Source organism: Neochlamydia sp. TUME1 (genome assembly GCF_000813645.1).
Taxonomy (GTDB): Bacteria; Chlamydiota; Chlamydiia; order Chlamydiales; family Parachlamydiaceae; genus Neochlamydia.
This window is the reverse complement of sequence record NZ_JRXI01000147.1, coordinates 1-23,801: the sequence shown is the minus strand read 5'-3', so window position 1 is coordinate 23,801 and position 23,801 is coordinate 1. Positions and strand designations below refer to the sequence as shown.

At 38.9% G+C, this 23,801-nt stretch carries 12 protein-coding genes and 3 pseudogenes; 8 read left to right on the top strand and 7 right to left on the bottom strand.

Annotated features, from left to right (window positions below; all coding sequences use genetic code 11):
- Positions 1-249 (top strand): DUF4116 domain-containing protein (locus DB41_RS07400; RefSeq protein ID WP_155117612.1); only part of this gene is annotated, 249 nt, incomplete at its 5' end.
- A 464-nt stretch (positions 250-713) separates the two neighbouring features.
- Positions 714-2,015: a leucine-rich repeat domain-containing protein gene (locus DB41_RS10845; protein WP_052243999.1), complete on the top strand. Its 1,302-nt coding sequence runs from the start codon at positions 714-716 to the stop codon at positions 2,013-2,015.
- 974 nt (positions 2,016-2,989) lie between these two features.
- On the opposite strand, the pseudogene DB41_RS11710 reads toward DB41_RS10845, so the two are convergent.
- Positions 2,990-3,094 (bottom strand): annotated as a pseudogene (locus DB41_RS11710) (IS5/IS1182 family transposase); the annotation flags it as partial.
- A 725-nt stretch (positions 3,095-3,819) separates the two neighbouring features.
- On the opposite strand from DB41_RS11710, the gene DB41_RS10840 reads away from it, so the two are divergent.
- Positions 3,820-5,229, top strand: a complete 1,410-nt coding sequence (locus DB41_RS10840) for a DUF4116 domain-containing protein (RefSeq protein WP_052243998.1) — start codon at positions 3,820-3,822, stop codon at positions 5,227-5,229.
- A gap of 273 nt (positions 5,230-5,502) precedes the next feature.
- On the opposite strand, the gene rlmD is transcribed toward DB41_RS10840, so the two are convergent.
- From rlmD to DB41_RS07360, 5 genes and pseudogenes are all read right to left on the bottom strand, one after another.
- A complete protein-coding gene (gene rlmD, locus DB41_RS07385) occupies positions 5,503-6,789 on the bottom strand; it encodes a 23S rRNA (uracil(1939)-C(5))-methyltransferase RlmD (protein WP_039386030.1) in 1,287 nt (428 codons plus the stop codon).
- Complete coding sequence (recJ, locus tag DB41_RS07380; protein WP_039386029.1) at positions 6,782-8,539, bottom strand: single-stranded-DNA-specific exonuclease RecJ; 1,758 nt, start codon at positions 8,537-8,539, stop codon at positions 6,782-6,784. The genes rlmD and recJ overlap by 8 nt, the downstream gene beginning before the upstream one ends.
- Before the next feature lie 558 nt (positions 8,540-9,097).
- Positions 9,098-13,672, bottom strand: a complete 4,575-nt coding sequence (locus DB41_RS07370; protein ID WP_039386024.1) for a protein translocase subunit SecDF — start codon at positions 13,670-13,672, stop codon at positions 9,098-9,100.
- 451 nt (positions 13,673-14,123) lie between these two features.
- Positions 14,124-15,605: pseudogene (locus DB41_RS07365) on the bottom strand (NTP/NDP exchange transporter); the annotation flags it as partial.
- 676 nt (positions 15,606-16,281) lie between these two features.
- Positions 16,282-16,797 (bottom strand): hypothetical protein, encoded by a 516-nt coding sequence (locus tag DB41_RS07360; protein ID WP_039386021.1) that lies wholly within the window; start codon positions 16,795-16,797, stop codon positions 16,282-16,284.
- Between the two features lie 352 nt (positions 16,798-17,149).
- Here DB41_RS07360 and DB41_RS07355 point away from each other — a divergent pair, with 352 nt between their 5' ends.
- The 5 genes and pseudogenes from DB41_RS07355 (at position 17,150) to DB41_RS07335 (ending at position 22,403) form a co-directional block, all read left to right on the top strand.
- A complete protein-coding gene (locus tag DB41_RS07355) occupies positions 17,150-18,265 on the top strand; it encodes a P-loop NTPase (RefSeq protein ID WP_080502452.1) in 1,116 nt (371 codons plus the stop codon).
- Entirely contained in the window at positions 18,262-19,254 is a 993-nt protein-coding gene (locus tag DB41_RS07350) for a metal ABC transporter solute-binding protein, Zn/Mn family (protein ID WP_039386019.1), read from the top strand. Before DB41_RS07355 ends, DB41_RS07350 begins: the two co-directional genes overlap by 4 nt.
- Positions 19,255-19,289: 35 nt before the next feature.
- Positions 19,290-20,039: pseudogene (locus tag DB41_RS07345) on the top strand (metal ABC transporter ATP-binding protein); the annotation flags it as partial.
- Positions 20,040-20,043: 4 nt separating this feature from the next.
- The gene (locus DB41_RS07340; protein WP_039386014.1) at positions 20,044-21,396 is read left to right on the top strand and encodes an iron chelate uptake ABC transporter family permease subunit; all 1,353 of its coding nucleotides are present in this window, start codon (positions 20,044-20,046) and stop codon (positions 21,394-21,396) included.
- On the top strand, positions 21,393-22,403 hold the full coding sequence (locus tag DB41_RS07335; protein WP_052243997.1) for a metal ABC transporter permease: 1,011 nt from the start codon (positions 21,393-21,395) through the stop codon (positions 22,401-22,403). The genes DB41_RS07340 and DB41_RS07335 overlap by 4 nt, the downstream gene beginning before the upstream one ends.
- 13 nt (positions 22,404-22,416) lie before the next feature.
- Here DB41_RS07335 and DB41_RS07330 read toward each other — a convergent pair whose 3' ends face one another.
- Positions 22,417-23,241 (bottom strand): hypothetical protein, encoded by an 825-nt coding sequence (locus tag DB41_RS07330; protein WP_155117611.1) that lies wholly within the window; start codon positions 23,239-23,241, stop codon positions 22,417-22,419.
- Positions 23,242-23,801 lie beyond the last annotated feature (560 nt).

Here is a 23,801-nt window from a genome sequence, read left to right as displayed (position 1 = left end):
ATTGTGCTTGCGGCCGTCCAGCAAAACGGCCTGGCACTTCAGTATGCTGGAGAAGATTTTAAGAATGATAAAGAGGTGGTGCTTGCCGCAGTTCAGCAACAGGGTTGCTCCCTTCAATATGCTAGTCAAGCACTGCGAAACGATAGGAAAGTCGTCATGGCCGCTGCTAAGCAAAATGGCATGGCACTTCGTTATGCTAGTGAGCAACTTCAGAAAGATAAAGAGTTCCTTAAGCTATGTAACAAGTAAATGATTAATTGTGCTTCTGCTAGAGAGGGAGTACTCAACAGAAATGCTATTATTAATTTAAAGCAAAGGAGACTTCTGTTCTGCAGGGAAATTGCATAAAGATTTTACTTACCGTTTTACATTTTCCTCATGTAATCTCGATTCCATCAGGATTTATTTTCTTCCCTTAATTTCTGCTTTTGTTTTTGCACCAGCTTTTAATAGATTCATTGTACGCCTTTTAAAACAGATAAATTTATACGGCTGAGGCCTTCAGCTTGGTTTCTATCTTCCTCATATGAGCTATCTAATATGCTTTTAAGAAGGTATCCCGAAACTCTCGCTTTTTGATAAAATGAAAGCAAATTCAAAAATAGGTTTCCGGGCACCTTCTTACATTTTCTTGCCTATCTTGCTTTTTTTATATATATAAAAGTGCCTAAAAAGTAAATAAAATAGGCATAAAGCTTAAAAGAGGCTATACCATGAATCCTAACTCTTCTATTACCATTGAACATTTACCTAATGAAATACTAACTCCTATTTTAACGGTTTGCACCTCGCCTGCCTTAGTTAGCGTTTGTACAAGATGGCGACATCTGGTGAACGCAGAAATAATGCCCTCTCTTTATAAGCAAATAGGTAAGATACATTTTCCTCAACGAGATATTAGAGAACAGACTTTTATTCTAGATAGGATTTATAAGCTAGAAGAAGAGCTTACTGAAACAGCAAAGGTAAATGCTATCTTCAAGCAGATCTTTAGTTTAGCTAACTCACTTTCTCCTGTAGAGTTAGAATTTAAGTGGAAAACAGAGGAAAAAAGATATTTTAACCTGGCTAATTATTCTTCTTATCTTATAAATATTAACCGCCTCTTAATGTGGAAAAACCTTTCTGATGGCACAAAATACTTAGAGCAAGAAAAAATTAGGTATTTGCCTCTAGCAAAAAAAGGAGAGCTTTTCAGAGAGTGGATTGAAAGATATGGCCAAGATATTGAAGAGTTATATTTAAACGAGATTAGCCTAACCTTTTTACCTCCAGAGATAGGGCAGTTTTCTCAGCTGTGGCGGCTTGACTTAAACAACAACCAACTTACCTCCCTTCCGGCAGAGATAGGGCAGCTTTCTCAGCTGGAATACCTTTGCTTAGAGGATAACCAACTTACCTCTCTTCCTGCTGAGATAGGGGTGCTTTCTCAGCTACAAGAGCTTTACTTAAACAGCAACCAGCTTACTTCCCTTCCTGTTGAGATAGGGCAATTATCCCAGCTGGGAGGGCTTCACTTAAACAACAACCAGCTCACCTCCCTTCCTGCAGAAATAAGGCAGCTTTCTCAGCTGGAATACCTTTGCTTAGAGGATAACCAACTTACCTCTCTTCCTGCTGAGATAGGGCAATTATCCCAGCTGGGAGGGCTTCACTTAAACAACAACCAGCTCACCTCCCTTCCTGCAGCGATTGGACAGTTAGTCCAGTTGAAAAACCTTTACTTGAAGGGCAACCAGCTTGCCTCCCTTCCGGCAGAGATAGGGCAGCTCTCTCGGCTGGAATACCTTTGCTTAGAGGGTAACCAACTTACCTCTCTTCCTGCTGAGATAGGGCTGCTTTCTCAGCTGAAAAGGCTTTACTTATTCGATAATCAGCTCACCTCCCTTCCGGCAGAGATTCGGCACCTTTCTCAGCTAGAAGAGCTTCACTTACCTTACAACCAGTTTACGTCTCTTTTGGCAGAGAGTGGGCAGCTTTCTCATATCTATCTACTTTGCTTAAATCATAACTAACTTACCACCCTCCCTTCAGAGATAAGGTAGCTTTCGCGGCTGCAATGGCTTCCCTTAAATAATAACCATCTCACTGCCCTTCCTGCAGAGATAGCACTGTGCTTTGAAGATTTGGATTTTAAGTTAGACGGAAATCTGCTGGAAAACATACCAGATGAATTAAAGCAGCGTTTTAGGCCATAGCTGAAAAAATATCTGCTTCCTCACCTATAATATTAAAAGCGCAAATTGCTGACCTAGAAAGTTTTAAGGATATAGAGAAAGAATTTTTGTTTTATAGGCGTAAGGAGCCTTGCTATGTAAATGGTCTAATAGCTTGCCTGCTTAAAGAGGAGTCTTGCACTAAGCTTATCACCAAAGTTAGCATCCACTGCTCTTTGGACATGGCTTCTCGAGCATGACAAGCTGTGCCATCTTATTCATCGCCAAAGATGTAGCATATAATACGCTTTCGGACAACTTTTTATGCAGTCATATACTTAATAAAAAGCTTGCTTTTACGATGAGAGCTAGCTTGGTGGAAGGTTGATTTCTTTTTTATTTATATAAACATAAGTTTTTTAAAGTTACGATTTTTCTCGCTGTTAGGCTAGCTTCCTAGAGCGAAAATCTCCTCTAAAGTTTCTTTTAAAGCGGTATATCGCTCTTTTGGCAAGCGATCTTCGATGATAGCCGCAAACTTTCCACATGCCTGGCCTCATTGTCTTCTCCTAAATCTTTAAGGGGCTTTAAGGCATCATTTCTTTCTTTCACAGCTTGTCTGTCTCTTGGCTTTAAATCTTTCTTCTCTTCTTGGAGGTACTAAAGGATCTATATTTTGAAAATAAGATGATCGATAGAAAGCTCGCTTATCGTAAGCACTATCTCCATAAGCGGCTTTTGTGCTCTTAGGCAGATTGGGGATCATTTGGCTCGCCACTAAATCAACAGTTTTATTACTTTATGCCAATTTACTTAAAAATAATTTCATGCGAATCTGGACAAATGCTTAAGTAAATCTTTCTCCAAGTCCTCCGCTTTGCTTTGCCAGGCTGGCGCACTTTCCACTCTCCTTTACCATAGGCCTTCATCCGAGAGGAAGTAAAGGCTGCGTTTGTCAGACACTTTAAGGCTTGGCTCCTTCAAATTCCTGTTCAAGCTTTTTAGCGCGCCTATAGATGCGGGTATAGCAAGGAAAAGGCAGCCTTGGAGGCCAGCAAGACAATCAATGTTAAGAAAAATCCTTAGAAGGGCTCAGGAGGGGCAAATGATAAACGGCTTTAATCATCAGTATGCAGAGGATAGCGGCAACGGAGTAAATTTTTGGGCGCTCCTTCTTCCTTTAAACCTATATTTTTCCTTCATCCTTTAATGGATTCATTCTTAGGACCATAAAGTTATGCTTCCTCTTTGTACTAAAGCTTTGTTATAATCGGGCCAATTATGTATGTGGTAAGGGAAGAGAGCTTTTTTGATAGCTTGCCTATATTCTTGTTTTTGCAAACTAAATTTTATAGCTCTTAAGCGTTAAAGAGCAATCTTATCGTCTACGCTTCTTATCATTTACGCAACAATGCCCATGAAGGGTATATTTAAATGTGATTGAAATTAAGAAATGTTTATCCCATTTTTTGCTAAAAGATTTTCAATAATTACAGTGTAGCTTATACTCGGATAGTGCATTTTTAATTTTTTGTAGTTAGAGAGCGTTTAAGAAATAAATGTTTTTAAATAGATTAGAAATTTCTGTCATTAAATTTAACTATTTATTTAAAAAAAGATAACCTCTACATTAGGTTAATAAACAATATAAGGTGCCATGCAAATGAATTCTTTATCTAGAGTCTGCCTATTTATAGATCATAAGGCTGACTACGTACCTATCTTTAGCACGGTGACTAATTTAATCGATATCTTTCAAAAAACTATTATTTTACTCTTTAAGCAAAAAGAGACCAAAGATCCTTACTATGCTCATCTTAATCAAAAAAGTTTTAGACGATGTGTAGTTTTGTTAATTCCTGTATTAGGAAATATACTGGTGGGGATTTGGGACGTTGCTCATAAGAAAGAAGTTGATAAAAAGATTGGGCATACTGCTGCTCAAAAGAATAACAAAGCCTTTAAGAAGGCTGACTCCCACTTTTCGAATGGTAGAGAATCTGTGCTTACCACTGTTCAGCAAAGTGATTTGACACTTCAGCCTACTACCAAACAGCTTCGAAGGGATAGGGAAGCCCCTCTTGCTGCTGTTCAGATAAATAGCTTGACCCTTCAGCCTACTACCAAAGAGTTTCAAAGAGATAGGAAAGCCCCTCTTGTGGCTGTTCAGAAAGATGGCTTAACGCTTCGATCTGCCCTACAAGGGCTTCAAAGCGATAGGGAAGCCCTTCTTGCTGCTGTTCAGAAAAATGGCCTGGCCCTTCAATTTGCTCCCGCAGAGCTTCAAAACGATAGGGAAATCGTTCTTACTGCTGTTCAGAAAAATGGCTTGGCGCTTCAGTATGCTAGCCAAGAACTTTCAAATGATAAAGAAATCGTTCTTGCTGCTGTCCAGCATAGCGGTTTGGCGCTTCAGCATGCTAGCCTAAAGCTTCAAAATGATAGAGAAGTCGTTCTTGCTGCTATTCAGCAAGACGATTTAGGGTTTCAGTACGCTAGTCCTGAACTTCGAGATAATAGAGAATTTGTCCTTGCTGCTGTTCAGCATAAGGGTTTGGTGCTTCAGTATGCTAGCCAAGAGCTACAAAATGATAAAGAAGTCGTTCTTGCTGCCGTTAGGCAATTCGGCTGGGCGCTTCAGTATGCTAGTCCCGAGCTTCGAAATAGCAGAAAAGTTGTTTTTGCTGCTGTTAGGCAATTCGGTTGGGCGCTTCAGTATGCTAACCAAGAATTTCGGCATGATAAAAAAATTATTCTTGCTGCTGTGCAGCAAAACGGCTGGGCTCTTCAATATGCTAGCCAAAAGCTTCAAAACGATAGAGAAGTTGTAGTTGCTGCAGTCCAGTGTAATGGTCGGGCCCTTCAACATGCTAGCCTGGGGCTTCGAAATAATAGAGAAGTTGTAATTATTGCTGTTCAGCAAGACGGTCTGGCACTTGAGTATGCTAGCCAAAAGCTTCAGAACGATAGGAAAGTCGTTCTTGAGGCTGTTAAGCAAGATGGCTGGGCGCTTCAGTATGCTAGTGAGAAATTGCAGAAAGATGAAGAGCTTCTTGAGCTATCTAGCAAGTAAATGATTTAATCGTATCTTTGCCAGAGGGCGGAATGCTCAAGAAGTGCTGTTATTAATTTGAAACGAGATAGGACTTTGTTTTTCTAAAGATGTTACTTTGCCTCTTGCAAGTATCTAGATCAAACAGGCACCCTTTTAGCTGAGCTCCTAACTCTTTTTTGACAGCTTTCCCCATTAAAATCGTTTAAAATAGGTCTACCATAAATTTTTCCCTCATGCTTCAATGGGAGGGGCATCACAAGAGCCTGTATGTTAACATTGCTAATCTTATTTTTAGCCACGTATCAAATGTACAAGAGTTTCAACATGGCTTGTCTGGGGAAACATGTCGTAAGGTTGGATAAGGGAGATTCTATAACCTTGAACACAGATAAGAGAAAGATCTCTAGCAAGAGTAGAAGGCATACAGGAAACATAAATAATTTCTTGTGGGCAACGTCGTAAAATTTCTACTCCGACGGCCGGCGTAATTCCCTGGCGGGGAGGATTAAGAATAATGATATCGGCGTGCTGCTCGTGCAATTCTTTTTGTAAGACTTTTTCCACATCTCCTTCAATAAATTGAGGGGTCGTCAATCTGTTAAGGCAGGCATTTTCTTTGGCCATAGCGATCGCCAGAGGATTGTATTCTATTCCAATGACTCGATGGCCTTGTTGACTTAAAAGTAAAGAGGAGATACCAATGCCACAATAAAGATCAAGAATGGTAGCTTGCTTCTTCTTAGAAAACAAATCAATGATTTGCTGATAGATCTTTAAGCTTTGCTCTGCATGATTTTGTATGAAGACTTCAGGGGAGCAAAGAAATTTTAAGTGTCCGACCTCGAGAAAGTTGGTGGGATCACCCCACACCCATTTTTTTGATCCTCCCTTTACTATGACTCCTTTCCAGCGGGGAAATTGTTTTAAAAATTCTTCGATAATCTCTGCTTCTATCTTATTAAGCTTCTCAAAATTTAAACTTAAAATTAATTGGTTTACTTCCGTTTTAAAAAGAGTTGCTCTTCCTTCAGTAGCTTGTTGAGAAGATATCTTCCCTAGCAAGGTCTGCACTTCGGCAAGGGCCACATTATCTTCGGCAAGGAATAGAGGGCAATGTTGAATGGGTAGCAGAGTTTGGTTATCAATAGCTATATAGCCTGCCCTAAAAAACCCTTGATGGGGAATAATTTTGAGGGTGATATGACGTCTATACATCCAGTTCATCTGAGCAGCAACCACAGGTAAAACCGCAAGCTTTGAAAATTTTCCAATGCGTATTAAAGCATTTTCAATAATCTGGCGTTTGTTTTCTAACTGAGCTTCATAAGTTAGATGTTGCAATTGACATCCACCGCACTCGCCATAGTAACGGCAAAGGGGTTTTACTCGTTGCAAGCTTGGTTTAAGCACAGCTAGTAATTTTCCTGTCGCAAAGTTTTTTTTACGCTTTACAATATGATAGCGAATCGTGTCGCCGGGAGTAGTAAAAGGGATAAAAATAACCAAGTTGTCTTCACGAACGATTCCCTGCCCCTCAGAGTTAAGAGCAACCACCTTGCCAACGAGAATCTCAGACATATGGCTTGTTTTCATCAATAATTTGGAAATCTCGGATCAGCAGTTGGATGCTGGGGCCTTGAAAATTATTAATCTGTGGAGTAAAAGCTATACGTAGCTTTAAATTCTTTTTACGCAGAAGAGGACTTTGTGCAGCTTGTCCAAAAGCGATTCCCTCTAACATACGATCATCTTGCTCTAGATAGAGCTTCAGATGTGTTTTACCTACCACTTTGGGAGGCCAAGCTTGCTTGGCGATGGTATAAAGGATAGGCTGAGGGTTTTCATTGCCATAAGGCTCAAGTAGGCGAATGGATTCCATAAAATCAAAGGTAAGCTCATGAAAGTTAACTTCTGCATCCAACATCAGTTTGGCCATTACATCATGATCACGTAGTTTCTCATCGGCTGCCTTGATAAAACGTCTTTTAAACTCTTCGATATGTTGCTCTTTAATTGTTAAGCCTGCCGCAAAATCATGTCCTCCAAAATTGACAAGAATATCGGAACAATCTTTTAATACATTAAGAAGAGGGAATTCGTGAATAGAGCGCAAAGAACCTTTACCGACCCCATGATCAATGGCAATCATGACAGTTGGGCGATTGTATTGCTTTGAAATACGTGTAGATAGGATAGCGATTACTCCTGGATGCCATTTATCAGAATGTAAAACAATAGCTTTATTTTTGAAAATTTCAGGATGTATGGCTACCGTATTTTCAATATCTAAAGACATGGTACGTTCAATTTTTTGGCGTTCCATATTGTTAAGATCGAGTTCTACAGCAAGTTTCTCAGCTGCAATAACGTTACGTGCCAAAAGCATCTGAACGCCTTTCTGGGGGTCAGCAATACGTCCTAAGCTGTTTAAGCGAGGAGCTAGCTTGGAGGCTATCATAAAAGTGGAAAGCTCGTTCAAATCTGCATCGGATATAGAAATGAGTTTAGCTAGGCCAATGCGTTTATTCTTCTTAAGCTGACGTAAACCATAACTTACAAGAATGCGATTTTCGCCAAGCAGAGAGCCCATATCAGACACCGTTCCCAGAGCAACCAGGTCCAGATAACGTTTAAGATCAATTTTTTTAGGGGAGATAAGCCCTTCGGCTACCATTTGGAGAGTGACTGCATGCGCTAGCTTAAAAGCCACACCTACACCTGTTAGGTCTCGATTAGGATAGGAGCTATTGAGTAACTTAGGATTAAGGGTAGCCACGCAATGGGGTATTTTATCGGTAGGCTCATGGTGGTCAGTGATGATTACATCGACATTCCTTTCCACGACTTTGGCAATCTCTGTAGCTGCTGTAATTCCACAGTCTACGGTAATCAATAGTTTACATTCATTTTTCAGCGCATATTCTAAGGCTTCTACTATCAAGCTTTGGCGGTTAGTGCCCCGATTAGAGACATAGAAGAATACATTAGCGCCCACAAACTGTAGAAATTCAGTCAGCAAAGCTGTGCCTGTCATCCCATCCACATCATTATCCCCATAAATAAGGATATTTTCTTTATTTTTAATGGCTTGGCTAATGCGATCCACAGCTTGTTGCATTTCTGGCATCAAAAAAGGATCGTATAGATCAGGGAGTTTAGAATAAAGATAGTCATGAATTTGCTCTAACGTGGTAAAGCCTCTAGCAATGAGGATTTGAGCGGTGACAGGGTGTATCTTAAATTCTTTAGTAATAAGTTCTTTCCACTCGTTGTCGATTTTCGGATAAATCCAAACAGGTGCTTCTTGATGGTGGAAAATGGAATGCATTCAGTTATGGTCCTGGTGATGATAATCTTCATTCTAGCTTTATAAAAAGCTCTTGTCAAGAAATCTATACAAGCAGCGTATGACTAAGCAGAAAAGAAAAAGGTTGAGCATTTTTTATCGATTCTCTATGCAGCAGGGATAGCTTCATTTTAACCTAAGAAGTTTGAGTTTATTGGCCTCATATTCAAAAGGTTGCCGCTTTCATCTTTTGCCCTTTTCTTAATAATTACTAAAGAGGTTGTTTTTGCATAAAAAATTATGAAAGAAAGGGAAAAAGCTCTTAGCTAATCGATGGGTAAATTTAAAAACTAAGAGTTTTTTTAACTCTCAGACCAAAGGAGTTATTAAAAACCATAATTCCGAACTCTTTTGCAAATATTCCATGGGCGTCTATGAAATTATCGGCGGTAGGCTTATTTACTTGAAGGAATTTTGCTATAAAAAAGAAGGTCTTATACTGGACCCTTAGAATCTTAAACAACTCCAAAAAGATCCCTTTAGCCAAGTGATTTTAGGGAGTTGTTTAAGCAATAAAAGGCTCTTAAAAGAGCCTTCTTTCTAAGAAGATAGCCTTCTGGTAGGATGCATTTCCTCTTCTAATTTTTTTATTTCACGATTGTGAATATAAAGCATTACTGGGGATGCGATAAATAGTGAAGAGAGTGTACCAACTATGACACCAATCGTCATAACTAGTGAGAAGGCAAAGATAGAATGGCCTCCTAGCAATACTAATGATAGCAAGACTAGTAGAGTAGTACCCGAAGTCATGAGCGTACGGCTCAAAGTAATGTTTAAAGCATGATTAACAATATCCTTAAACTTCATTTTACGCATAAGCCTCATATCTTCACGAATTCTATCAAATACAATGATTGTATCATTTAAAGAGTAACCAATAATTGTCATAATGGCTCCTACAACCTGCAAATCAATCTGGACGGCAAAGCCCATTGCTTGAAAAATTGCCAAAATACCTAGGGTAATAATCACATCATGGGTTAGCCCTGCTACAGCTCCTAGGGCAAATTTAAATTCAAAGCGGAAGGTAATGTATAGCAAAATACTTGCTAAAGCAATGGTTAAACCGATGACCGCATTGTTACGCATGGCCTCGGAAAACTGACCACTAATGACTGTCCAATGAGCATGCAACTGGTCCAATTGTGAAGAAGCTACATTTAATCCTGCATCTGTCAAAGTATTAACCAGCCAAACAATTCGAGGATTTTTTTGGTATTCATGAGCAAACTTGTCTTCCACGAAGGTTTCGGGCAATTGATAAAAAGGATGGCCTTTTTGTTCCATGCTTGTGGCTAATTGAATACGTAATTGATTAGGCTTACTTAAGGTGCGTAACTGGAAATCGTTAGCAGTGGCTCCATGGGCGAGTAAAGCTTCTGCTGCCAACTGACGATAGTTTACTTCCTCCGGCTTTTCTTCAAGTTCAACATTTAATGAATATCCGCCCGTAAAGTCCATACCCAACATTGTTTTATATTGCACAGAGAAAAAATAGCCTCCTATTGCTATCATAGCTAAAGAGATTATTATAGCTTTTCTAGCATGCTTTAAGAAATCAAAGTGAGTATTGCCGATTAGCTGGGACATAGACAAGGATTTATGCTTAGGATTTTGTACCCACCCAGCAAAAAAGTAACGCGTCATGAACAGGGCCGTGAACATAGAGGAGATAATCCCAATGATTAAAGTTACAGCAAAACCTTTGACGGGTCCAGAATCAAATTGAATAAGAATGAGGGCAGCAATGATGGTAGTGATATTAGAATCAACAATAGCACTAAAAGCTTTACGATAGCCGGCTTGAATAGCTGAAGCTAAACGTCCGGATTGCTTAAACTCTTCACGAATTCTTTCAAAAACTAGCACATTCGCATCGACTGCCATACCAATGGTGAGGACAATACCCGCCAGTCCTGGCAATGTTAAGGGCTGGCCGATATTTTGCATCACTCCCCAAAGGATGAGGATGTTAAAAAGAACAGCTGTAGAAGCGACTACTCCAGCGAAGTGATAATAGCCAATCATAGCGATAACCACCAAAGTAAGTGCTACAACAGAGGCTACTACTCCTCGAGTGCGTTCTTCTTGACCTAGTTCAGGGCTTACATTTTCTTCTGAAAGAATTTTTGGTGTAAAGCTTAATGATCCAGCTTTTAAGTCGGCAGCTAGTTGATTAACTTCACGTTGGGTGAAGCGACCAGTAATCTGCGCAGAATCTTTTAGAGCGGCACGAAGGCTGGGAGAGCTTATGATCGTCCCATTTAAAACCACTGCCATACGCCACCCTTTTCCTCGAGAATAACTTTCTTTGGGAGTGCCGACAATTTTATCTTCGGCAAATTGTGAGGTCCAGGTATAAAAGTCATCTCGTGGGCTGCCTATGCGTGAACCATCATATGAGCTTTTTACGCTGAAGGAAAGTGTATTTCCTTCAGAAGAATCATAGCCCACTTGAATGTTTGTTAGGCTAGAACCCTCTAATGCATAATGGTGGAAAACTATTAGCAAGGGATGGGCTTGGTTATTCCATTCTGAAAAATCCTTACCACGTAAAATGGCTACTGAAGAAAGCGTATCGTTGTAAGTATTGCTTACTTCCTTATGCTTAGGATCAGCTAGGCGCAAGCCGCTCTCATAAAGCAGAGTGGCATATTCTGAACGTGGGCCTGTCAGCTCACCTGTAGCCAAGTCACCTCCTAAATGATGCCAGGCAATTTCATTCACACTATCAATGTCTGTACGATTAGTAACTACCGCTTCATTCCATACATTTTGTAAAAACTGGTTGACAGCTTCTTTTAAAGCAGGATTGTTAGGAGTAAATTTCTCGTTGACTACATGAAAATACATGGCAGAAGCTTTAACAAGATCCGTAGCTGACATATTCTGCGAGCCAGGAAAGTCTAAAACAATGTTATTGCCTTCTAGGTGAATGGTACGTTCTGAGACCCCCATTTTGTTAATACGTGTATATAATTCATTAACAGCTTGCTTTAAATCTTCAGGATTGGTGACTTCTCGCCCATTTTGGTCTCTGAGGCCTATGCGCACTGTTTTACCCCCAGAAAGATCTAAGCCAAGCTTAAGAATCTTGCGATCATCACCGCGGAAAAATTTTGCGATGCTAAGCTTGAAATTTTGCCAGTAGGGGTTTTTGGTAGGGGCAGGAACTAGATAATGGTTAGTAATATCCAAGTCTACCTGAGCAGAGCGATATTCTTCTTCCCATTTAAGTAAGTCTTCTTGCTGATGATCTTCGATAGCGTTTATAGCTAGCATGCGCTGCTCGACATCTGTAAAGTCTAGCAAAGCGTGACGCTTGCTGCCTTTAGCATAGAAATCTTCGCGTGTAGCTTTAAGCAAGGTATCATAGTAATCATTAAGCTCAAAAATATAATCTTTGCTAAATTCGGCAGGCAATCCGAAGGTGGCCCCTGAATAGCCTACGAAACCATTTGCTTGCAAGGTATAATGCAGCTGCTCGATATCATGAAGAAACTCTTGTTTTTCAGGAGAATCGGGCATTTGGCGATATTTTTGCATGATGCTATCCATTCCTCTAGCAATCACATAGATAGAGCCATTGTTAAAACCTGGTAAGGTAGGGCTCTGCTGTGCAGAAGGTGCGTATACGAGTAAGCCTAGCTTTTGCTCTTCAGGCTTTGATTTTGTATACGAAGCATAGTCTCTCAGAGGATAGGCTTCACGGGTTAGCTCAGCATGTTTTGGTAGCCATATTTCTTCTAACTGATTCAGCAGTTGCTGGATTTGTTTTTTAGCAACGGCTGTTAAATTTAACGCTAAAAAACTGCGAGGATTGGTTAATTGGGAAAGATTAACACCAAAAGTCTCTTCCCAAGGTATTAAATTTTCATCCGTTAAACGGCCTGCACGTGCTATATCGTTGATTATTAAATTGTTTATTTTATCTCGCTGGACATCAGCTTCTTCATCTCTGCTAGGAGCTTGGCGGATGGCTTGAATATCTGGATAAAGTTGAAGAAAGATTTTCTCATTTGACCAATCAATAACCAGCCCTTGGACAAAAGGATTACTTCCATTTAGGGAGACTATTTGTAACTTATCATTAGCTTTAGAGGCTTTTTGGCTAGTTTGGATTAAATCTTTAACTTTTTCTGGCGTTAAAGCTTGTTGGCTAACTTTAAAATCAGCTGCCCGCTGGTGAAGGATAGAAATGGCTTGGCTTAAAGTATGGCGTTGTCCTTCTAAAAGAGTTAAAGCTTGTCGTTGGCTAGAATCAACTGTTTGCTTGCTCTCTTCAGCTTTTTTTATTTCTTGAGTCAAGGTTTCTTTCTTAGCTCCTAAGCCTACCTTCAGAGCTTCTGCGCGAGATAAAAATTTGCTAACTAGATTATCCTTAGAGGGAGAACCCACCTGTGTAAAGCTAGCAAAATAACGTTTAGCCATTGCCTGATTAGCTTGTAAGGCTTTATTTGCTTCTACAATTTCAGTGGCAAGGTTGAGCACAAGATCATCGTAAGAGCTAGTAGGATTATCTTTAATTGCTTGCAAAAGGGTGGCTGGTTTGCTTGTGCTGCCAAAAGCTAGAGCTAACTGAGCCACGCGGTCTTCAACTAATTGACGATAAAAGTCAGTAATTTGCCCCTCGGCATTTTGTTTGTAAGCATACTGAAAAAATTCTTGTAAATCTTGTGGATTAAAATGAATGTTTACTTTTCGAGAAACGATGACTTTTGTGTCTTGCTCCTCTACCTGAGGATACAGCTCGAGTTGAGCAGGCACAAACGGGATTAATGCTCCAGCTCTAGGTAAAAAACGCCTGAAAAGAGAAGCATCTTGCGCATTACTAAAATTTACTTCAACATATTGAGGATTGTTTTTTTGTAGCTCGATAGATCGAGGCTTTACACCTAGTAGCTTAGCAAACGAATGCAGCCAATCAGTAGCATCCTGCTCAAGTTCATTCGTCCTATTGGCGATAGCAACAGCAATTTTTTGGGCACGAGTTGCGTCGATAGGGGATTTAAGAGGTTTAGTATAGTAAAAAATTGTTGGCAAAATGTTGAATAGCGTCAAAATGATGACCGCTAATATCAGATATAATTGCCAGCGCTTTTGTTTTTCCATGACAATTCGTTTCCTTATTTAAAGCTTTCATTTGATAGAAAAGGGTAAGCAGATAGGATAACAAAGAAAAGGTCATTCTGTCTATAAAATTGAAAGAGAACCCCAAGTTGTCGCTTAACCCGACTTTAATCAATGCGGTTACCCTTGAAGTCTAAAAAGGCTAGATTAGTGGTTATATAAGTAAACTCTAATCAATAAATCTATTGTTATTTTTTATCTTATCTAGTGCTAGCTGTGTTTATAGGATGCATGGATTAAAAAAAGAGGCTAGATAAACAAATGATAGATATTGATTTCTTTTAAATCTTCCATAAATAAGAAAGCCACCTGCTTGAACAGAGGTTCAAGCAGGTGGCTTGCATTAAGGCCAAGTTTTAAATTAACCCGATATTTTTGCAGTTCCCTCTGTTTCTACCAGAGTAGACCCTTCAGAAGTATCAGTTTTTTCATGAGTTAAAGCTATAAATTGGCGGTTTAGCGATCTTACTGCCGCTAACCAAATAAGGATAAAGAAGGTCATAATGATAGCTACATAAGGAGTGATGGCGGCTAGCGATCCTAAGGCAACAAGCAGACCTTGTTGAATAAAAGAACCTCCAGATTTACCAAGACGCGCACCAACCACATCAATAGCAGCCTTGCCTTTGACCTTAGATTCTTGGTCAAGAGGAATGTAAGCCATCTCCTTGGTAGGATCAAATAAAGAGTATTTCGTCGATTTACTCATAATATTTTGTATCATGCCAAAGATTACTGCTAGCATGAGTGGAGTAGTGCCAAAGTAGCTAATGAAGCCGGCAAGGTGGTCCTTAAATATAACAAAAGAAAAGAAACCGATCCCTGTTATTAATAAAACAATAGGTGTTGCCATAGCGGCAAAGCCCCAGCCTTTTTTGCGGGTAATCCAACCGCCTAAGAACATCATTATAATTGTCACCAATCCTGTGATGGTAGAAAACATGCCCATAAAAGCATTGTAATCATTAGGATTTTTGTATTGTAGCTTAAGTTGTCCTTTCCAAGTTACTTCAACTAAATTAATGCAAATACCATAAGAAATGACAAGCAAAGCAATGCAGAGGATGTACTTGGATTTAGCTAGGAAAGCAAAACTTTCTAAAATACCCATTTTAGGTTTAGATTTTTTTCCTTTCTTTTCTTCTTCTGGGTTGTAGAAGCGTGGATCTGTCAAAACGTTTCTATTCATCCAATAGTAAATAGCAAGCACCGATACACCAGCTAAAACAACAAAAGTCATTAGATAGTTAAGAGAAACTTGCCATGGATCTACACCAGCGGGAATGCGGCTCTGGATGTTAGAAAAATAGACAATCGTAGGGCCAGAAACAAGTAAAGCAACGTTTGCTCCAAGGCCAAGTAGAGTATAAAAACGCTTCGCTTCAGTTACACGCATGATATCATTGGCAAAGCCCCAAAACATCAAAGATAACACGGCGCTTCCCCATAGTTCTGCTAAGATATAAAACAGAGAAAATGTCCAATCTCTATAGCAAGCGACTAAGCCGCTTAAACCTGCAGGTAGGATTGACCGCAAATAATCTGCTGAGGTCGTGGGATGAAGAATCTCTCTATTGGGATAGAGAACAAAAGCAAAAAGAGCGAAAAAGACCAAGAATGGTGCAAGGACCGTATAAAAAAGGGCCTCTTTGCTAAGAATATTGCTTAGCTTAGCATACAAGAGCATGAAAATAATTGCACCAGGAACCACACCCCATACTTTTAAGAAAGGAAGGGTTTCAGCTCCAGAAGCTGTTACAATTAGCGTATCTTTTGTATCACGCAGGATAGTATAGTTAAAAGAAATAAAGAAAAACATCAAGAACATAGGTAAAAGCTTTTTAAGCTCATAGTTATGGACGGGCCAAAAAAATGACCGCGCCTTACTAAATTCTTGTCCAGCATTTTGTGCCATATATCAAAACCTCTGATTGTAAAATAAGCGTTATATGTGCTTAATTAGCATCCACTTGTAACACTTAAGAATTTAATAAAAAACACTTTTGTTTATAATGAGAATGCACAATGTAAAACATTTTTAATTAATAGGCAAGAGTAAAGAAGGGAAAGGATAAGGGGTTGGAAAGAGGGCTATGATCCACAACTTACTTTCATTTTGTTAAAATAACTTACATCAATGTGGCTTCACAAAGTAGGTTAGAGTAAAAAAGCTTTTGCTAAACCTTAAATAATAGGCTAGGGGCAGGCTTTTTTGTTAGGTTTATAATTTACGCTGAAATTCTGCAATCCGTAGGCTTTAAAAAGCATTTAGACAATGCGGGTTTATCTATCTAAAAATATGGCCTTGTTAACCTATGATAGGTTGAAGAATTGTTTGAAAACAGGGTTGAGTCTATCTTTCACTATATAGCAACCTTTTGAACTTTTGTTAGGAGTAAATGCAAAGCTCTTAGAAGCGGAAAGGAGCTTTGCTAAGGTGTTTAAAAGAAAATCTTGAGAAGAGATAAAATATGTTTAATTTTGTGATTGAGCAGGGCTAGGTTTAAAAGCTAAAAATATAAAAGAGAAGATAAGTGGATGAAAAGCCTTCGAAGCATAAGTAATCATGTACATTTCGAAGGCCTAATGATTTAGCTATATTGAGGGGCCAAGGAGTTGGCAGAGGCAGCAAGATTATTGTTTAAGCTGATGGCTTCAACATAAGATGCCCAAAGGTCTTGTTCAACTTTACCGTGCCTGATTGATGCAATGAGCTCTCTTTTAATAGAACGTAAGTCTTTTTTTGGAGTGAGTTTACGAATCATTTCTTTATCACCTGCTAAGCGGGCCATGTTTAACATGCGTTCAATGTCCTGTTTGGAAAATAGAATCTGATCTCTACGCTTGCGTGAGCCTCTAGCAGCTCGTTGCTTGGGTGTTACCGAAGACGGTTTGTCGACATTGATAATGTATTTTAAAATCATATCAGTGAGCTGTTCAGGATCTTCTGTTTTCATTTTACGCATGGTAAAATGATGGATGTAGCCACCTGCTGAAGAAGGAATGTAGCGACAAATATCATTTTCCTTCTTGGCACCTAACTTCTTAACAGCCGTTTGAATAAGACTTTCCAATTGTTTTGAATCGGATTTTGAGTTTGTACTCATTGATATACCTACTTAATTTTTATTTTTCGTTAGAGTTATAAATAACGCTGGTTTTTATTGCGTTCTGAAACCTTGATTTTTCCTAAACTTTGTTTATAGGGGAGCGGGAAGAGGAAAAGTTTTGATTTCTTTATTTACTAATGAAAATTATAGATTTATATGAATTTTGTGCAACCTAAAATTTATTCATAAACATATAATTTCTGCCTCATTAATACCCGTACAAATAATAGTAGAGTAAGAATATGTTTTTTTAAAAGTTTGAAGGTAATCTGTTCATTTAGTACTATATGCTTTTAAAGAATGGCTAGCGACTTCCTTTGTCTGTAAAACCTTATATGCTAGGTGCATCATGCCACTACCTATGTTTCCAGCTACTTCTAAGGCTTCGGCAAATTTTGTGCATGCTATTATTGGTATTGCTGCTGGGAAAGGCGGGGTTGGAAAATCATGCGTCACAGTTAACCTTGCAAGAGCTTTAAAGGATTTAGGCTTTAAGGTGGGAATACTGGATGCTGATATTTACGGTCCTTCCATCCGTCGCATGTTACCTGAAGATAAAATGCCTGAGCAATGCAATGAACGTATTCTACCAGCTATATGCCAGGGAGTTAAGGTTATATCCATGGCTTATTTTAGGCGCGAAGATGAAGCTGCAGCCATTCGTGCTCCCATCGCCAACACTATTGTTCAACAATTCATTAAAAATGTAGATTGGGGAGAAATAGATTTTTTATTAATTGATTTTCCACCGGGAACGGGTGATATTCAACTAACCTTGAGTCAAAATGCTCAATTGAATGCTGCCATCTTGGTGACAACTCCCCAAGAAGTTGCGTTAATGGATGTAAGAAAAGCCATGGACCTGTTTTATCAAATGAAAATTCCTATCATAGGTGTTATAGAAAACATGAGTTATTATCAGATCTCCCCAAATTTAAAACGTGTTTATCCTTTGGGTCAAGGGGGAGGGGGGCGTTTAGCTAAAGAAGCAGGCTTTTCTCTTCTAGGCCAAATCCCGATAAGTTCTGAAATTTCCCATAGTGGCGATAAAGGGAACTCACTTTTTGAGGAAAAGACTCCAGACGCCCAAGCGATTAGTAAGATTTTTATAAATTTAGCAAAGAAAGTGATGGAACAATTAGTAGAAATAAAAAAGCGTGAAACTGCGGAAGTGGAAAAGTTTTTTCAAAAAGATCCCGCTACCTTTACTTTGCAATGGAGCGATGGCTTAATGGCAGACTTCTATTTGTCTGATTTGCAACGTCGTTGTCCTTGTGCTGGATGTATAGAAAAAAGCGTAGAAAACAAAGCAGGGGATAAAAAAACTAATCGCGACGAGCTGCGAGTCTCTACTATTGAAAGGGTAGGGCATTATGCTTTACGCATTTATTTTACGTCTGGTTGCAATCAAGGCATCTATACCTTTAGTTTTTTGCGTCAAATGGCTCAGGAGCAAAATTCATGAAATCGTGGCTACAAATGGGTATATGGATGAGCGTGTTTCTGATGGTAGCTTGTACCTCTGAGGACCAGCATCGTCGTATAGAAAGAGAGGGTTTTGGTCTAAAGAATGGTAAAATTAAAGCTTTGTCGACCATTGCCATGATTGGCGATATCGTGCAACAAGTAGGGGGAGAACATGTCGATAATTTAACCCTAATGAGAGGGGATCTAGATCCACATACTTATCAGCTTGTGAAAGGGGATGATGAAAAGTTAGCTTATGCAGATGTGGTGTTTTACAATGGATTAGGTTTAGAACATGGACCCAGCTTACAAAGATTCTTAGAGAGTAATAAAAAGGCAGTGGGTTTAGGAAATAAGATAATTAAAGATTACCCTTCTTTAGTAATTTATAGTCAAGGGCAGATTGATCCTCATATCTGGATGGACATGGCTATATGGGCAAAAATCATTCCCTATATTGTTGAAGTATTAAGCATTAATGATCCCATGCACGCTGAGGTATTTCATGCTAATGGTGAAAAACTTATGCAGGATTTACTTCAGAGTGATCAAGAGATTAAATACGAGCTAGGGCTAATTCCTTCTGAGAAGCGTTACTTAGTAACCAGTCATGATGCATTTAACTATTTTGCCAGAGCTTATCTAGCTACACAAGAAGAGAGAATAAATGGGAAATGGGTTCAAAGGGTTGCGTCCCCAGAAGGTTTAGCACCTGAGAGTCAATTGAGTACCAGCCATATCCAAGAGATTATAGATTATCTTTCTAAACATAGAATACAGGTTATTTTTCCAGAATCTAATGTTAGCAAGGATTCTCTTCGTAAAATCATTTCAGCAGGTAAGGAAAAAGGATTAAACATCACTATTGCTCCTTGTTGTCTCTATGCTGATGCTATGGGTTCTGCTGGTTCTAGTGGGGAAACTTATCAGAAAATGATTCACCATGATGCCGATTGGATTAAAAAATGCTTAAAGGTTGATGGATGAAAAAACCGCAGACACAACCTTCCGTACTAGAAGCTCATCAGCTTACCGTTAACTATGACAAAACACCTGTACTATGGGATATTAATTTTAAAGTGCCTCCAGGTTTGCTTGTAGGTATTCTAGGTCCTAACGGCGCTGGCAAAAGTACTCTTATAAAATCTGCTCTAGGGCTAATAAAACCTATTTCAGGAAAAATTGAATTTTTTGGTTTGCCTTTAAAAGAAGCCCGTAAAAGGATTGCTTATATTCCCCAGCGTCAAAGTGTAGATTGGGATTTTCCCATTACAGTGCGCGATTTGGTTTTAATGGGATGTTATGGAAGGCTAGGCTTATTGAGATGGCCGCGTAAAGCAGATCGAATGGCTGCCAATCGCTATCTAGAAATGGTTGGAATGGGAGCTTATGCCGATCGGCAAATTAGCCAGCTATCAGGTGGGCAGCAACAACGGGTATTCATTGCTCGTGCTATGTTGCAAGAAGCAGATTTATATTTTATGGATGAACCTTTTGCTGGCATAGATATAGCAACAGAAAAAATTATTATGAAAATTCTAATTCAACTGAAAGCTCAAGGAAAAAGTGTTTTTATTGTCCATCATGATTTAAACAATGTTGAAAATTACTTTGATTGGGCCATATTACTTAATATGCGTTTAGTCGCATGTGGTCCTGTGGAAAAAATATTTAAAGCTGATAATTTACAAGCTACCTATGGCAAAAGCTTTTCTTTATTTGATGAAGCAGTGAAATTATCCCAAGATAAAATCAAGGGAGCTGCTTCATAAACATATGTTATTTGCTAACTCACCTTACTATTATTTTACCGACGCTGTTCTTAGAGCTCCTACAATTGGTTCGATGCTGATGTGTTTAGGAGCTTCTCTAGTAGGTGTATTAGTTTTTTTACGTAAAGAGTCTTTACTAGGAGAGAGTCTTTCACATGCAGCCTACCCAGGTGTGATGATAGGTGTTATTTTGGCAGGAATACTTCACCTAGGTGAAGATCAAGAGATGGTGGTGGCCAGCCTGATTATGGTAGCCGCTGGACTGACAGCTTTAGGAGGACTGTGGGCTATTCGCTGGTTAGAAAACTCTCTAAAGGTCCCTAGCGATTCAGCATTGTGTTTTATTTTAGCGGCTTTTTTTGGGATAGGCCTAACGTTGGCTAGCCATGTTCAATTTTCTTTTTCCACTCTTTATCGACAGGCGCAAGTCTATCTTTACGGCCAAGCTGCTACCATGACAGATATCCATATATTCGTTTATGGGACTTTGGCATTATTGATTACTTTAACCCTTATTTTTCTTTATAAAGAGATACAAACTATTTTATTTAATAAAGATTATGCCAAAAGTCTAGGAATAAATGTCTCAGGAATCGATGCTATTATTTTTGTCTTGATCGTTTTAGCCGTGGTAATTGGCATTCGTTCAGTAGGTGTAGTATTAATGTCTGCTATGTTGATTAGCCCTGCAGCGGCAGCTCGGCAATACACGAACAGGCTTTCAATAATGTTTGTTTGGGCAGCCTGTTTTGGGTTGATTAGTGGGTATTTGGGCAACTATCTTTCCATAGAAATTTCTAACTATTTAGCTTCTCTTTATCCTTCAGCTCGGTTAGCGCTTCCTACAGGTCCTATGGTTGTTTTAGTCTCCTCTTGTATTTGCTTGCTTTCCCTTCTATTAGCTCCTGAGCGAGGTGTGCTTTTACGGGTACTACGCATAGCCAAATTCCGCCACCGCTGCATGTGTGAAAATCTTCTTAAAGCTATTTGGCGCATTCAAGGGCCCCATCCTGTATCTTTTGAGCAAATTGCCAAGCATCAAAGTGCTTCCAAGCTATATTTGCGTTTTGCTCTCTGGCGGCTTGTACGCAATGGCTGGATGGTAAAAGCTGGCAAGAAAGCTTATCAGCTAACCAAAGAAGGAAATGTTTGGGCGGCTAAAATTGTTCGCTTGCATCGCCTTTGGGAGGTTTATCTGGTAGATTATCTAGGAATAGGGGCAGAAAAAGTACACTTGAATGCTGAAGAGATGGAGCATGTTATCACTCCTGAGTTGGAAGATAAATTAATCATATTATTAAATGATCCCAAGCAAGACCCGCATCATCAACTTATTCCTGCCCAAATTAACTTATGAATAGTATAAACTCTACCTATTTCAATCCCTATACCAACCAAAACTTTTTTGGCTTTTTTCTGCAGCTGTTCGTGCGTCTATACAGTTTTATTGTTGGTAAAATTTCTTTAAGTGAAATGGTTTCGGATGAAATTCAAATGGTTGTGTTAATAGGCGTGGCCATTTCAGCAGCTTTAGTAGGAACTTTTCTGGTTTTGCGTAAAATGACAATGCTAGCCAATTCTTTATCTCATACAATATTATTAGGGATTGTGATTACTTTTGTATTGACGCAAAACAGTTTATTAGAAAATGAGGCTTATTATTCTCCTATTGATATTAAAATCATGCTTTTGGCTTCATTGGCTGTAGGCTTATTGACTGCTTTATTAACTGACTGCCTGACTAAAATTGCCCGCCTACAAGAAGACGCCAGCATGGGCATTGTATTTACCAGCTTATTCGCCTTAGGAATCGTGTTAGTTACCTTGTTGACACGTAATGCCCATGTAGGTATAGAAGTCGTAATGGGAAATGTAGATGCTTTGCAAAAGGAAGATTGTAAATTTGTATGGGTTATTGTGTTTTTAAATGTTCTTTCAATCATTTTGTTTATTAAAGAATTTAAGATTACTACCTTTGATCCCTATCTATCCAAGGCTTTAGGAATATCGACGGTGTTCTTTAATTATTTACTCATGGTTCAGGTGGCAGCTACTACGATGGGAGCTTTTAGAGCGGTGGGGGTTTTAATAGTATTGGCTTTTATTACGGGCCCTGTATTAACAGCTAGGCTTATAACTCACAATCTTAAAATGTTGTTATTTTTAGCTGCTGCTTTAGGTAGTCTAGCCTCAGTTATAGGTGTCGCCCTGGCACGCCATATTTTAACTGTCTACCACATACCTCTTTCTACATCAGGTTTAGTGGTTTGCACTATTACTACCTTGTTTGGCTTTACTTTGATTGTTAAAACAATACAAGTAAAGCGGCTTAAGTCGAGAGATCTAGTCCTTCCTATTTTTTAAGACTTTATTGAATTTATAAAGATTTTTTCTCTAAAAAGCTGCTCCTATAAGGCTCAATAGTTTTTTCTTTCTTGTTAAAACTTTTCCAATAAAGAACATGGCAGCGCGCCAAATTATTAAGCCCATGCACAAGAGTACCTGGTGGGCCTTCATAATCCGTATCACGTTGTGTGTAGGAGCGTCTAGAGGCAACATCTTGCAGGTTATCAATAGGGAGCATACATGGAGCTATGGTTTCAAAATAATAAGGTTTTTGCCGTTCCCAATTAAGGGATAACTGTAAATTTCCTAGAATTTCTCGCCCTTCATATAAGTAGTTCGAATTAAAAAGGGATAAAATAAGGGTTCCTAAAGATGTAATAGAAATAGTCAAAGCATAAAGAGGAGTTCTACAAATATCTAAGCAGTTTTTTAAAATGAGTCTTATTAACTTTGGTTGTTTTTGGTGGAGAGAAGGTGGGAGGTTCAATGGATGGGGTTTAGCCTTTAGTGCTTCCCAGTTTTTCTTTTCAAGAGTGTAATATTTGTAAATAGATATTGGGAAAAAAAGGTGAAAGATAGTTTTGGCTATATAAAAAATTGGGCTGAGGAGAGTAAGTGCCCCAAATTTCCAAGCTAAAAGAGATTTTTCATCATCTCCATAAATATTCATATTTTTGGTATGAATAACCGCGGCATAACAATGCTGGATTCTTGCTATAGAATCGTGAGGACAGATTTGGTTCCATTTTATAATGATTCGTCTCCATTTGCCTGCCCCTCTCTCTGCTACCATCATATTATTAAGGCTTAAAGCTTGTCTATTTAAAAATGGGTCTTTGTCCGTACATTTATTCATTATTTTCAAAGTAAAGATTAGATACAAATATTGAGTGTTAAGGTAACAATCAAGGCTTATTTTAAGTAAGGTTTTTATTTTTTCAAAGAGTTTTCATCTATAAGGAAGAGCACTTTGTGCTTCCATTTTTAAAATACTCTACTAACTCTTAAGTCGCTCATAAACATTTTTAGTAAAGCTCTATGCAATCTTTATTGGTAAAGAAGGGAAGAGGGGAAAGGCTAAAGATTTAAAGATTAGCAGGTTTTTGTGTGCCACGAGCACATTATAGATGTGCGTAACTATATGAAAGATGAGGGAAAATGGCTCCTCGAAATCGCTTTGCAGGAAGGGATTTCAAACCGCCTTAAGCTGCTTTGGTCAAAAGCCAAGGTGGTGAGCGTTAAGGAAAAGGTATGATAAACATATCAGGTGAGGGCTAAGGAGACGAACGAAAGTGAACTATTGGTCCAAGTGTCGAAAGCGTAAAGATGATGTCAAAACTGGGGGTTAAAAGCTCTTCCAGGATAAATTTAGGGGCAACCTGTTTACTGCCTAAATGGCATCCGGCATAGAGATAG

Excerpts from the sequence above, each read along its gene's own strand:
- DB41_RS10845 (WP_052243999.1), top strand. The coding sequence starts at position 714 with ATGAATCCTAACTCTTCTATTACCATTGAACATTTACCTAATGAAATA.
- DB41_RS10840 (WP_052243998.1), top strand. The coding sequence starts at position 3,820 with ATGAATTCTTTATCTAGAGTCTGCCTATTTATAGATCATAAGGCTGAC.
- rlmD (WP_039386030.1), bottom strand. The coding sequence starts at position 6,789 with ATGTCTGAGATTCTCGTTGGCAAGGTGGTTGCTCTTAACTCTGAGGGG.
- recJ (WP_039386029.1), bottom strand. The coding sequence starts at position 8,539 with ATGCATTCCATTTTCCACCATCAAGAAGCACCTGTTTGGATTTATCCG.
- DB41_RS07370 (WP_039386024.1), bottom strand. The coding sequence starts at position 13,672 with ATGGAAAAACAAAAGCGCTGGCAATTATATCTGATATTAGCGGTCATC.
- DB41_RS07360 (WP_039386021.1), bottom strand. The coding sequence starts at position 16,797 with ATGAGTACAAACTCAAAATCCGATTCAAAACAATTGGAAAGTCTTATT.
- DB41_RS07355 (WP_080502452.1), top strand. The coding sequence starts at position 17,150 with ATGCCACTACCTATGTTTCCAGCTACTTCTAAGGCTTCGGCAAATTTT.
- DB41_RS07350 (WP_039386019.1), top strand. The coding sequence starts at position 18,262 with ATGAAATCGTGGCTACAAATGGGTATATGGATGAGCGTGTTTCTGATG.
- DB41_RS07340 (WP_039386014.1), top strand. The coding sequence starts at position 20,044 with ATGTTATTTGCTAACTCACCTTACTATTATTTTACCGACGCTGTTCTT.
- DB41_RS07335 (WP_052243997.1), top strand. The coding sequence starts at position 21,393 with ATGAATAGTATAAACTCTACCTATTTCAATCCCTATACCAACCAAAAC.
- DB41_RS07330 (WP_155117611.1), bottom strand. The coding sequence starts at position 23,241 with ATGAATAAATGTACGGACAAAGACCCATTTTTAAATAGACAAGCTTTA.